This is a genomic window from Agrobacterium leguminum (assembly GCF_015704895.1).
GTDB classification, from domain to species: Bacteria; Pseudomonadota; Alphaproteobacteria; order Rhizobiales; family Rhizobiaceae; genus Agrobacterium; species Agrobacterium leguminum.
Genome location: NZ_JADQWB010000031.1, coordinates 18,476 through 30,532, shown reverse-complemented (window position 1 = coordinate 30,532; position 12,057 = coordinate 18,476). Strand labels below are relative to the sequence as shown.

13 protein-coding genes and 1 pseudogene are annotated in these 12,057 nt (G+C 60.9%); 8 read left to right on the top strand and 6 right to left on the bottom strand.

What is annotated here, in order from left to right:
• From I3J13_RS25105 to I3J13_RS25890, 3 genes are all read right to left on the bottom strand, one after another.
• The coding region (locus tag I3J13_RS25105) for an ABC transporter substrate-binding protein (RefSeq protein ID WP_196380611.1) at window positions 1–879 on the bottom strand (879 nt) is incomplete at its 3' end.
• Window positions 876–1,079, bottom strand: coding sequence for a hypothetical protein (locus tag I3J13_RS25100; RefSeq protein WP_024899706.1), 204 nt, complete (start codon window positions 1,077–1,079; stop codon window positions 876–878). The genes I3J13_RS25100 and I3J13_RS25105, both read right to left, overlap by 4 nt.
• On the bottom strand, window positions 1,072–2,382 hold the full coding sequence (locus I3J13_RS25890) for a hypothetical protein (protein ID WP_036568182.1): 1,311 nt from the start codon (window positions 2,380–2,382) through the stop codon (window positions 1,072–1,074). The genes I3J13_RS25100 and I3J13_RS25890 overlap by 8 nt, the downstream gene beginning before the upstream one ends.
• Before the next feature lie 124 nt (window positions 2,383–2,506).
• Between I3J13_RS25890 and I3J13_RS25090 the strand changes: the two genes are divergently transcribed.
• The 8 genes from I3J13_RS25090 to I3J13_RS25055 all read left to right on the top strand — a co-directional run bounded on the left by I3J13_RS25090 (window position 2,507) and on the right by I3J13_RS25055 (window position 7,662).
• Complete coding sequence (locus tag I3J13_RS25090; RefSeq protein ID WP_174048946.1) at window positions 2,507–3,484, top strand: LysR family transcriptional regulator; 978 nt, start codon at window positions 2,507–2,509, stop codon at window positions 3,482–3,484.
• A 247-nt stretch (window positions 3,485–3,731) separates the two neighbouring features.
• Window positions 3,732–4,292 (top strand): recombinase family protein, encoded by a 561-nt coding sequence (locus tag I3J13_RS25085; RefSeq protein WP_024899704.1) that lies wholly within the window; start codon window positions 3,732–3,734, stop codon window positions 4,290–4,292.
• Between the two features lie 109 nt (window positions 4,293–4,401).
• Complete coding sequence (locus I3J13_RS25080; protein ID WP_024899703.1) at window positions 4,402–4,611, top strand: ribbon-helix-helix protein, CopG family; 210 nt, start codon at window positions 4,402–4,404, stop codon at window positions 4,609–4,611.
• Between the two features lie 191 nt (window positions 4,612–4,802).
• Window positions 4,803–5,678 (top strand): helix-turn-helix domain-containing protein, encoded by an 876-nt coding sequence (locus tag I3J13_RS25075; RefSeq protein WP_030092364.1) that lies wholly within the window; start codon window positions 4,803–4,805, stop codon window positions 5,676–5,678.
• A gap of 243 nt (window positions 5,679–5,921) precedes the next feature.
• Window positions 5,922–6,545: a nucleotide-binding protein gene (locus tag I3J13_RS25070; protein WP_030092365.1), complete on the top strand. Its 624-nt coding sequence runs from the start codon at window positions 5,922–5,924 to the stop codon at window positions 6,543–6,545.
• Between the two features lie 72 nt (window positions 6,546–6,617).
• Window positions 6,618–6,899 carry a ribbon-helix-helix domain-containing protein gene (locus I3J13_RS25065; RefSeq protein WP_037506114.1) on the top strand — a complete coding sequence of 94 codons (282 nt, stop codon included), beginning with the start codon at window positions 6,618–6,620 and terminating at the stop codon, window positions 6,897–6,899.
• 78 nt (window positions 6,900–6,977) lie between these two features.
• Window positions 6,978–7,367, top strand: a complete 390-nt coding sequence (locus I3J13_RS25060; RefSeq protein WP_019200205.1) for a type II toxin-antitoxin system RelE/ParE family toxin — start codon at window positions 6,978–6,980, stop codon at window positions 7,365–7,367.
• The gene (locus tag I3J13_RS25055; RefSeq protein ID WP_024899700.1) at window positions 7,345–7,662 is read left to right on the top strand and encodes a helix-turn-helix domain-containing protein; all 318 of its coding nucleotides are present in this window, start codon (window positions 7,345–7,347) and stop codon (window positions 7,660–7,662) included. The genes I3J13_RS25060 and I3J13_RS25055 overlap by 23 nt, the downstream gene beginning before the upstream one ends.
• Window positions 7,663–7,888: 226 nt before the next feature.
• Here the strand turns inward: I3J13_RS25055 and I3J13_RS25050 are convergent, their stop codons facing one another.
• From I3J13_RS25050 to I3J13_RS25040, 3 genes and pseudogenes are all read right to left on the bottom strand, one after another.
• Window positions 7,889–8,278, bottom strand: coding sequence for a hypothetical protein (locus I3J13_RS25050; RefSeq protein ID WP_030092366.1), 390 nt, complete (start codon window positions 8,276–8,278; stop codon window positions 7,889–7,891).
• An 11-nt stretch (window positions 8,279–8,289) separates the two neighbouring features.
• A pseudogene (locus I3J13_RS25045) lies at window positions 8,290–9,042 on the bottom strand (type IV secretory system conjugative DNA transfer family protein); the annotation flags it as partial.
• 33 nt (window positions 9,043–9,075) lie between these two features.
• Complete coding sequence (locus tag I3J13_RS25040) at window positions 9,076–12,048, bottom strand: Tn3 family transposase (protein ID WP_196380610.1); 2,973 nt, start codon at window positions 12,046–12,048, stop codon at window positions 9,076–9,078.
• Window positions 12,049–12,057: the final 9 nt, after the last annotated feature.

The window sequence follows — 12,057 nt, the reverse complement described above, 5'->3', positions numbered from 1 at the left end:
ACCGCCGTTCGGCGTCTTGTAGACGCGACCAGCCTGCGCCGCCGCCGTCTGCGACAGCACCTCGTCCTTCATGATCGTCTCGCGGCCGGCATCGGCCTCATGCGCCGTCAGCATGATGATATCCGGATTCCAGGCCGCGATCTGCTCGGCATTCACCTCGGCCTGCACCCCGAGACCCGTGCCGACATTCTCGCCGCCGACCAGCGAAATGTAGAAGTTTTGATAGCTCTTTTCGCCGGTCGCGGTGAACTTGCCCTTGGAGGAGCGCAGGTGCAGGATTTTCGGCCGGGCCGCGTCGGGATGGGCCGCGAGCGTCGCCTTGATCTCGCCGATCACCGCGTCACGCCATTCAAACAGCGCCTCGGCCTTGTCCTGCTTGCCAAGGATGTTGGCGACGAGGCGGATATTCTCCCGCGCCAGCTCCTCCGTACCGCCATTGCCGCCGCCGACCATCAGCGCAACAGGAATGCCTGCATTGCGCAAGGGGGCTATAAGCTCGTCGCCCCGCCCGCCCCACTGAATGACGAGGTCCGGCTTCAGTGCGGCGATCGCCTCGACATTCGGCATCCAGCCATTGCCGCCCTCCGCGACGATGCCACTCTCGATGGAGGCGGCATCCGGGAACATCTTCTTGAGGAGGCCGGTCTCGAAAGCCTTGCGCGAGACGGGATTCATGCCGACCAGATGCTCCGAGGAGCCGTCCACCGCGATGACGGTCGCGGCGCCGGGCTGCGGCAGCGTGACGATCCGCTTCGCCGGGCCCGGAAGTATGATCTCCGCGCCCGTGACATCCTTGAAGGTGACGGGATCGGCAAGCAGCGGCGCCGGCGAAAGGGCGAGAAGGAAAAAGGCGGCAGACAGGCGCAGTTTCAAAGTCATCGGTCACCTCCATTATTCATGATTATTGCAGTCATGTTTTCGTACAGAGGGGAAGGCGTCGTATCAAGTCGAACAAATCGGACAATGTGGAAAGAAATTTCGAACAGCGACACCATCGGGAAAGCTGCCGCCGGACAACTGTCGATCGCATCAATGCCGACGACAGGTGAGCGCCATTGGCGGGAAATCGTGTCAAGCATCCGCACAGGCCCTCAGATTGGGCGCAAAGCGGTCTAGGAAGCGGGTCGTTGCCGGCATGAAGCATGAACCGTGATGGTACATCGGGTCGAGCGAGGAGATGACCATCGTGCCGGCCGTCGAAATCGCGTCCATGTAGAGGATGGCGCGCCCCTCGCCGTCGCGAGCCAGAACCGTTGAGCCTTCCGGTGGCGTGAACCAGCCGTGCAGATGCCAGGTCACGTCTTGCTTGCCGATGTGGCGCATCAATGGGTGTGTCCTGGCCTGATCGGTCAGTTCGACCCCGAGATCGGCCCCAGGGGTCAGCCACCACCACCAATTTGTCGGCGTTCTGGTGAAATGGACCGCAGGAAGCCATAATTCCGACTGGCTTTCTCCCAACGCGATCACCGTGCCGCCGGCATCAAGATGGCGTGCGATGACAGCCCTCTGCTTGATCATGCGCTGGGCCGGGGTTCGGCATGGCACCCAGAGGATATCCTGGGGGCGCAGTACGTTGACGAGGTCCTCGGGTGCGCAGATGACATCGAAAATACCGGTATAGGCCGACCCTTCCAGACTATGGATATGATAGTAGGTGCCGGAACTCGGCGCGACGATGCGCGGGCCGGCCCTGCCTGTATCGCGCGCGCCGCCATAGCTCTCGGCCCTGGCCAGCGGCAGGTCTTCGACCGGCGGTGTCTGCACGAAGCGATTCGAGGAGAGGCAGGAGCCGCCGTTTGCCCAGTTGATGACGCGCCGCGTCAGGTCCGGGGCGAGGTTCCATTCAAGCCCGATCGTGCCAAGATCATTGCCAGCATGGGAGAAGAACCGGCCACCCCGCGGCCTTGCCCACACCCAATCGACCGGGACTCGCGCGGGACCCAGCCCGTTGACGGCCACCGCGCCCTCCGGTGGCGGATTGCAGCCGCGTCCGTAGAAACCCGCGACGCCCCTGTTGGTCTCGATCTTCTTCAGGTCGATACCGTCATAGAGCGGATGAGGATTGATCGACGACAGACCGAAATCTTGTCGTTTTGGTGCGACGATCGAACGATACTGACCGATGCCATCAACCAGCGGCCGCGCCATGTGGCCGTTGAAGAACCAGCGCCCACCGTGATCGAGAAAAGACGCGAGCGCATCCTTGAGCGCCAGCATGGCATTCTGGTCGAGCTGATTACCGGTGATCAGCCCCTTGTGCGACATGAGCATCTCGGCCGTGAAATCGGTTTGCTCAGTGATGGCGACCTCTCCACGGAGCGCGGCAGCCCGAACCGTCTCGGATGGCTCTTCGAAAGTGGATTTCAAGAAAATCGTGGTCATGCTGCCCCCTACCGATCAGTTCTGTCTGCAAGGCAAAGTCATGAGCCAGCATGGTTCTGAATATCATGACTAGTACTATCATGTTTTCTCGGATAGGAGATGAGGTGGCGTTTGGACAAGTCGAATGAATAGAACAGATCGAACGATCATATCGAACAAGCTCTCGGCGGTATCGATACGGGATTTTCTCCTTGTTACGACCGTCTGGAAGCGCTCCAGCTTTAGGGTCGCGGCGCGGGAGTTAGGGATAAGCCCGTCGGGCCTCTCCCATCAGGTTCGCAAGGTCGAGGAAGCTCTTGGCACGACCTTATTTGAACGGTCCAGCCAGCAGGTGAAGGCGACCCTGGAAGGTGAGGTTCTCTTGTCTCACATTCAGGATGTCCTCGGAGTGGTTGGTAAACTTGACCTCCTCGCCGTGAAGACGAGCCGGCCCTTCGGAGGGCACCTTAAACTTGGCGCGATCTCAACGATCGGTGCCTATGTTTTGCCTCACGTCGTAAATCTGTTCGAGGCAAACTTTCCCGACGTCAGAATTGATCTCCTGGAAGGCAAGACCGAAGGGGTCACCCAACGTCTCCGCGGAAGTGAAATTGACATGATGTTATCTTGCCGTTTCGCTGACGATGCGGATCTGGAAACAAAACCTCTGTTCACCGAGCGCTTTGATTTGATCGTCAACGTAGCTCATCCACTTGCTGCAAATACATCAATAAACGTTCAAGATCTTGATGCATCTGAGTTTATGACGATGGCAGACGGCGAGGGTTATAGCGAAGATACGCTACCTGCAACGATACGCACGGCACAGCACGACTACAATGCTTGTTGCACCGAAATCAGAGGGTTGAGTCTCGAAACAATCGGTGCGCTCGTTTCAACGAGAGGGGGGGCTAGCCTGGTTCCTTCGTTAGCCTCTCCCCGGCTAAGTACCTTTCCTAATGTGAAAATTGTGAGCATCTCCGGCCGCGCGCCACAACGAACCATATACGCTTCCTGGCGCAGATCGTCGCCTCATCAGGAGGCATTTCATCAGTTGTGCCATGTTTTGAGTGAGATGCAGGCGGTATGCGATCTTCCGATCGCAGGTGCGAGTTCCTTATAGTTGGTTAGAAAAGTTGCAAGATTCGAGCACTGTTCTTGGAGCGTTACCTGCTCCGTTTTTCGGATGTTGAAGCAGCCTGTCGGATGCAATTGTCGCGGAAATCCTAAAACCCGCGACACATCGGCCGCCCCCGGAAAATCAGGGCTTTTCGTGTCGCATGTCTTTGTCGCAAGTGGTAGAAAACTTGCGACATGATTTGCGACAGGGGGAAGCCGTGAGCAGCCGACCAGATTCCGACGCCGGCCGCGTGTTCATCGGCTATGCCCGCGTTTCGACTCGCGGCCAGGACCTCGATGCGCAGCGGGCCGCCCTGGGTGCGGCCGGCTGCGTCCGCATCTTCGAGGAAAAGGCTTCCGGGGCGAAGCGGGATCGGCCCGAGCTGGCGCGGATGCTCGACCATCTGCGTGCCGGCGACGTGGTGACGATCACCAGGCTAGACCGCCTCGCCCGATCGACCGGCGACCTTCTGGCGATCGCGGAGCGGATCAAGGAGGCCGGCGCTGGCCTGCGTTCGCTGGCCGAGCCGTGGGCCGATACCACGACGCCGGCGGGGCGCATGGTGTTGACCGTGTTCGCCGGCATCGCGGATTTCGAGCGCAGCTTGATCGTGGAGCGCACGAGCGCCGGCCGGATCGCGGCGAAAGCCCGAGGCGTGAAGTTCGGCCCCTCCCCTGCCCTGTCGGCCGAGCAGATCGCCCATGCCCGCCAGCTTATCCATGACGACAAGAAGCCGGTGGCGGAAGTCGCCCGGCTCTTGGGCGTGCATCGTGCCACGCTCTACCGGGCGCTTGAGAACGCATTGACGTGAATACGCATTGACGTAACCACGTTTAGTTGCCGGCCCTAGAAGTAGTGCCTTTCGCGGTTCCTTCCGCAAGGGATTGCAGAATCGGGCGAGTTCGTCCTTACTGCTAAGAATGAAGCGCGACTCGGAAAGGATTCGGAAGGACGTTGCCGCCCATCGGGCGCGGCAGCTTGCGGCCGGCCGTATCGCGCTGACCACGTATGTTCCGACTGATCTTCTCGCCCAAATCGACAAGATCAAGGAGCAGCGGGGCGTGCTTGGCCGCGCGCCGATCATCGAGGAAGCATTGAGGCTCTATATCGAAGCGAAGCAAGGGACATAACGGCAAAACGCCCGACCGCGCCAACGGTCGAGCGTTTTTGTAGGCCGTCAGACACACCGTAGAGACGGGGCCAAAGCTCTCCCCTTATCTACGCTACAGCACTCCAATCCGCAAGATTGATTCTTGCGGAAACAGGAAAGCCGTGCCTGCCGTCCGCGCCGTCATGTCCTTCAAATGGAAGGACGACAGGCATGTTGAGGACGCAGATCGCGGCCGCGATCGGCTGCGCGCGCGCAAGCGCGCTTGATGAGATCATGCGGGAGGTATGGACGCGCTACAGCGCCGGCCAGCTCACCGAGGAAGACGCCGGGCAGCTCTCCACGCTCGCCCATGAGCGCCGCGAGGCGTGGCGGGGATCGGGACAGGCCGGGCTTGGCCTGGTCATGCCCCCGGCCGAGCGATGCCCGACGCCAGTTCGCCGGCATAGTCATATCCGGGGCCGATCGGAGGGCCGGATATGGCGGCCGACGACGCGCAAGGACGTTCAGGCAATCTTGAAGGCGGCCGAAATCTACAATGAGGCCGGCTTGCACGAGAAGGGCGAGCGAAGCGGCCCGCTAGGATCGGTGGCGCTCGACGTGCTGCGGCTGTTCGTCAATCTCATAGACTTCCGCACCGGCCGGTTAGAGCCGTCAATCACCACGATCATGGATCGGCTAGGCCGGTCGCGCGATACGATCGTGCGGGCGCTGAAGAACCTGCGGGCGCATGGTTTCATCGACTGGCTGCGGCGCTACGAGCCGACCGGCAACGAGGGGCGCGGCCCACAGGTCCAGCAGACGAGCAACGCCTATCGCCTGTCCTTGCCGGAAAAGGCCCGTCAGTTTCTCGGCAGGTTCGGCAAGGCCCCGCCCCCGCCTGCTGATCATGGACAGGATCAGCAGGCATGGAGCGAGGCAATCGACGCCTACAAGACCACCCTGCCCCTCGATGAGCGGACGCAGCTCGACACCGGCGATAGCCCGCTCGGTAAGGCCCTCGTGATGCTGGCAAAGAGTGTGATGAAACGTGAGTCCGATAACCAGACTGAATCCCCATCTGATCTTTATCTAAGAGGGCAAACATAAGCGGTCGCCGCTGTTCGGGCTGCTTGCGCAGCCCTGCGGCGGTTCCGATCCGCGTATAAGGCGGATCGGGAGGCGGCACCCTCACAGCAAAACCGCCACGTTCGCGCCGGCGGCAACCGTCCTACGGGCTTTCGAGAGGGAGCGAGGGGCAAGGGCGGGGCTTAATATTTGCTGTATTGCCAGCAATAAGGCATTTAAGCAAAAATTCTTGCCGTCAATGCGGTTTGCTGCTATGCCAGCAATATGAAAACAATCGCCATAGTCAGCCAAAAAGGCGGGGCTGGAAAAACCACCCTCGCCTTGCACCTTGCTACGGCCGCCGAGGCGGCCGGGCTTCCCGCCGCTATCATCGACCTTGACCCCCAGGCAAGCGCCGCCGGATGGGGCGATAGCCGACAAGGTGAGGCCCCGGTTGTCGTCGCGCTTCCTCACACTCGTTTGCCGCAAGGCTTGCAGGCCGCGACCGATGGCGGGGCCGAGCTGGTCGTGATCGACACCGCGCCGCACTCGGAAGCGGCCGCAATGGCGGCAACGCGATCGTCCGACATGGTGTTGATCCCGTGCCGAGCCGGAATCCTCGATCTTCGCGCGATCGGAAGCACGGCCGAGCTGGTGAAACTCGCCCAAAAGCCGGCCTTTGTCGTTTTGAACGCCGTGCCGCCGCGTGCCACGCAGCTTCTGGCCGATGCGCGGGAAGCCGTTCAGGTTCACGGCTTGGAGGTTGCCCCCGTCGCCTTCCAGCAGCGGGCGGCTTTCGGACATGCGCTCACGGCCGGCAAAACCGCTCCGGAGTATGAGCCGGCCGGCAAAGCCAGCGAGGAAGTGTCCGAATTGCTGACCTGGCTTAGAGGCCAATTGCTGATTTGACGGCAAGCTGTATTGCCAGCAATAAGGCATAATGGTATTGCTGGCAAACTGGCAGTTTGATGGGATAAAACCATGTCGAAAAGACCGAGTTTAGCCGCGAGCATGAAGGCCGTGGGCGCGCAGACCACGCCGCCTGTTGCGCCTATCGCGGAATCCGCCCCCGCGCCGACCCCGGATCGTGCCGAGGGTAAGCGTTACCATGCCGCCACGCGGGCCGGAATGAAGCGGGTGACAGTCGTGGTCGAGCCGGAGGAACATCGCCGGGTTAAGCGGCTGTCAGCCGACACCGACCGCTCCATTGAAGACCTCATGCGCGAGGCGCTTGCTGACTTGCTGGCAAAACATAGTGCTTGATTGCCAGCAAAGCGGCGATGCGGTAAGGGCCTTGAAGTGTAACGCTATGTGTCATACATTCAGGGGCGAGGAAGTCGCGTGAGGGTTTTCAAAAACAGCCGGTTTCACAAGTTTGCCCGAAAGGAGAAAATCTCTGACGCGATGCTTTGTGAGGCTGTAGAGCGGGCTGAGCGCGGCCAGATCGACGCCGATCTAGGGGCCGGCCTTATCAAGCAACGAGTAGCGCGGCCCGGCGCTGGAAAGTCTGGCGGCTTCCGAACGCTGGTTTTCTTCCGCGCGGAGACGAGGGCGGTTTTCGCGTTCGGGTTTGCCAAGAGCGATATGGCGAACCTTGATGATGCGGAAGAAGCCTACTTGAAGAAGGCCGCAAAGCTGGTCTTGGGGTTTGCAGATGCGCAGATGGACGCGGAAGTTGCTGCGGGTCGAATGTTCGAGGTGAATTGCGATGAGCAAGACTTACAAGAGTGAAGCTCTGGCGGCCGTCCATGAGATGATGGAAGGCTTCTATGAGTCCGGCGCGATCGACAAGCAGACGATGCGCGAATTTGACGAGGGGTGTCTGACAACCGTTGAGCCGCTGACCCCCGAGGAAATCCGTTCTATTCGTGAGCGTGAGCGTATCTCGCAGCCTGTCTTTGCCCGCTATCTCAACGTGAGTAAGGGGCTGGTGTCAGATTGGGAACGTGGGGTGAAGAAGCCCGGCGGCCCGGCGCTGCGGCTGCTGACCGTTATTCAGAAAAGGGGCCTTGAGGCGATTGCCTGATTGCTGGCAAGTTGGCAAACAAGCAATTTGGCAAGTTGTCTGCCTGCATCCCGCCCCCGGCCGTCCCTACGGCCCTAGATGATGAGAGCGGGACGGCCGGGGGCTAGCGTCGCGGGTGTGGCCTGGTTGAGCGATGCCGGCGAGCAGCCGGCCCCGGCCCGGAGGGAACGCGCTCCCACATAGCGCCGAAGTGACCGGAGGGCCGCAAGAGAGAAGCCCCGGTGCGTCAGCGCCGGGACCGCTTTTCCCATCTGGCCGGCTCGGGCAGGGGGGCTTCGCGCTTTTCGCGCAGTAGGGCTTTCATTTCTTCCATCGAAATACCCGGTCGGGAATCATCGGCCGCCACCTGTATGCGGCGCTTGAGTAGTTCCCGGCGCAGATCGGCATGGGGTGCCAGCTCCTTATGCTCGCCCAGGATCACGAACACGGCTTCGGACGGATCAAGGAACGTGTCCTGTTCGATCAGATCGAGCAGCCACAGGGCCAGCGACGGCGGCAGATAGGCTTCAAACCGCAAGCCGCCCTTGGCGGCCTGGTCACGGAGCTGCTTGGCCTGTTCAACGGCATGGGCCTTGTCGGCGGGATCGGGCCATTCGGGCGCATCGGTGTCGGTCATGGTTTCATCCTTTATGCTTGGTCGAACAGCCCCCGGAATTCTGCATCGGCGTAATAGGCGAGCTTGCCGGCGACGATCGGCCGTTGCCCGGCGAGGAACAGCAATTCGACATGCTGCGGCAGGTTGCGGACCTCATCGGGGGTCAGCAGCGGCCGGGCCGTGTGTTGCTCGCCATAGGAGAGGCCGGATTTTTCGGAATCGAGCGCCCGGCTCATGGTCTGGAACACCACGGTTTCCTGCCCGAGCAGATCGGAGACGAGGCGGGCGCTGTCGTGATCGTTGACACCGAACACCTGTAGGACGCCGGCGTTTGACAGGAAGGTTCCGGCGCGTTGCCCGTAGGTGGCGCGGAGCTGGTGAACGTCTTGCAGGATCGGCCAGAGCTGGACGCCATAGCCGGCCATGAGGCCCATTGCGCGCTCGACGGGGGCGAGGTGGCCGAGGGCGGCGAACTCATCCAGCAGGTAGAGGACCGGCACGGCCGGCTTGGCGGGGTCGCGCGCCATGTCGGTCAGGCTTTGCGCGACGAGCAGACGCAGCCAGCGGGAATAGGTGGCGAGGCGATCGGGCGGCAGGACGAGGAACACCGAGGCGTTGCGGCGCTTGAGATTGGCAAAGCGGAAATCGGATCGGCCGAGGACCGCGACCATGCGGGGGCTGTCGAGGAAATGGGTATGGCGCTGCGCGGCCGAGAGGACGCCGGCCGCTTCCCGGTCGGATTTGCCGAGGTGGCGGTTTGCGGCGCGGGCGATCAGGGCCCCTGAACATTAAAGGGGCGCAGATATACGGTAGGCAGATCAGACGGTGAACGACAATGGGCGGAAGCCAGTTTCATCGACGGCAGGCTTGTCTTCCCAAAGATAATCGCCGGTCAAATTCACATGCTCCCATGTGAGCGGCGACAGACTGGAGAGCATGTGCTCGGGGACAGTCTGTCCAGCGTTTTGTAACGCGTCGACGACACGGCCGGTGTAGATCGTATTCCAATGAATGATGGCTGTGACGACCAGGTTGAGGGCTGACGCCCGGATCGACAGGTTTTCCTGGCTGCGATCGCGGAAACGGCCAAGACGATGAAGATTGACGGCGCGTACGAGGCTGTTGCGGCTTTCGCCTTTGTTCAGTTCCGCCGTGGTGGTCTTTCGTAGCTCCTCGTCATTGATCCAGTCGAGGGTGAACAGGGTGCGTTCGATCCTGCCCATCTGGCGCAATGCCTGGGCGAGACCGCTCTGCCTCGTGGTCGCCGACAGTCTTTTGAGCATGAGTGATGCGCTGACGGTCCGCGTCCGCAACGAGGTCATCAGCCGCAAAATTTCGTCCCAGTGCGTTCGGATCAGGTCGGCATCGATGCGATCCCCCATGACGTTCTGGAGAATGCCATACTGCTTTCCAGTACCAAACCCATAGAGACATCGTCCGTCGAGATCGGGAATACGAGGCACGAAGGCAAAGCCGAGCGCATGGCAAAATGCGAAGACGAGATCGCTAACACCGCCGCCATCGACGTGATGACGGACGATGTCCAGACCGGCGTCGGTTTCGAGAAGCGCGTCGAGCACATGGACGGCCTCGCTCGCCGTAGCAGCGATGATCTTTGTGTGGAACGGAGCATATCGACCAGAGATCGCAGTGTAGAGCTTGATAATCGGGTTCGTGCCGTAACGACCGTTGACGCCGCCAGCGGCTTCACCGCCGTCGCCGAGATGGATATGCTGTCCGTCGGAAGTTGAGATGGTGTGTGAGCCGAATACTGACGCGAACGGGGCGGCATGCTGGGCCTCGACCAGCCGGGCGAGCGCGAGGGTAAAGGCCTCCTCCCTGAAGTGCCAGATTGCCATTTGCTGTAGCTGGCGACGTGTGATGCCAGGGCAGGCAAGCGCCATCTTCGAGAAGCCGAGATTGGTGGCTTCGGCGATGAGAGCCGCATAGAACACGCGCATGTCGCCCGGTGTGCGTCCTGTTTGAAGATGCTCGAACAGGGAGCTGAAACCGGTCATTCGATCGATGTCGGCGACGAGGTCGGTCAGCCTGATCGGTGGCATGACCGTCGCGACCCGCCTTGCAAAGGCGACTGCGGCTTCGGTCTCTGTGGTTTTGACAGCCGGCACCCGCAGGCCTTTCGCGCCGATGCGGGTGTCGCTCCGGCCTGCTTCCAGCCGGGTCGCGGCTTCGCGCAGCTTTTGATCGAGCGCTTCGGCTTTCTGGGCGAGATAGATCTCGACATCGACCGGAATGGCGACGGGAATGCGGGCCTCGGCCTTGATGATGGCATAGGTCTGCTGGGAGATCATGTCTTCGTCGAGAGCACGATAGGTGCGCGACCCCTTGATCCAGATCTCGTTGGCAGCGATCCGGTTCTTCAGCTCGACGATCATGAAGAGTTCCAGCATTTTGAGATCAGCCGCGCCGTCCGCCGCGATGATTTCCTTGCTCCAACGTTTGTCTACAAGGTCGAGTGCGTCCTTCACCCATGGTGGATTCGTCGATCGCTTTCGACCTTTCCGTACTGCCCTCATTTGCATCACGGCATCGATGAAGTCGCGATTCTGCCGATTGCCCTCGAAGGTGAATGCGGCCATGAACGGGGCGGCGAAACGCCGGATGCGCACGTATTGAGCTGGAAGGTAGGCGATCAGGTCGTCATCCTTGCGGGTACGAGATGCGGCTTTTGCTGCCGCGGTCGCCTGTATCAGCTGCTCCCAACTGGCGACCGCATTGACGGCCTCATCAAGAGAAAGTCCATTTTCCCGCTTGGCCGTGATCGCCTCGCCAAAACTCACGAAGAAATCCAGTGCCGATGTTGCCGAGGTGGCATTATCCAGCAGTTGTTTGTCCCGGATCGACTCTGCCTGCCGGAAAGCCTTGCCGATCAACACCTCGAACATGGCGATCGCTGCATCTGTCAGCGCAATCTCCATTTCCAGAAGAAAAGCTGCAAGCGTTGCGTGCCGGCGGCCAGACCGCATTTGCTCGAAGTTCTGTGCCGTCAGCCGGCGCCCCTCCTGCGCCATGCGGCGCACGCGATGGGCTGGGACCGCCTGAAGCAGATGAGTACAAAGTCCGACATGGCGCACGGCCTCAAGCCGGTCGATCAATCCGCGCATAGCCGCTTCCCCGGCCTTTCCGGGTGGTTCGCGCAACCAGGAGACTCCACTCTGACGGGTGCGGGGTCCCATACTCAGCAGCGCTTCCATCCTGACGATGATGTCCGGCGACAATCTTTCCGCGACATCGGCGAACAGCGTCTCCTCGGCCTCGGTGCAGGCCTGCCCGGCCAACCTTTCAATTACGGTGATGCCGGGAATGACGATACGCCGCCGGCGCATCTCATCGGCAAGAGCCGCGACAACGAATTTGTCCTTGGTCGAGGCGATCGCCACGCCACGCGCGAAGGCAAGCAGGTCGACGCGTAATGGGTGGCTCAGTTCGCTGAACCCGTAATGTTGGCGAAGGACAGCCAGTTGCTCATAGCGCGTGGGCGCTCTTCGTGCGAAACTTGCAAGTGCGTCCGGCTCTGTTCCGAGCTGCTCGGCCAGAAATGCGATAGCAGCCAGCGGAATGATCTCCCCGCGCTGTATCAAACGGCCAGGATAACGCAGTGCGCAGAGCTGAAGGGCCAATCCCAATCTGGTATCATCGTGTCGTCGAGTTTCAATAAGACGGCGATCATCGGCATCAAGGCTCCAGTGCCGGATCAGGGTGTCGTCATCAGTCGGCAGGGCAAGAAAGTTTTGTCGTTCGGCATCCGTCAAAATCATACGTCGAGGCATCGGCACTCC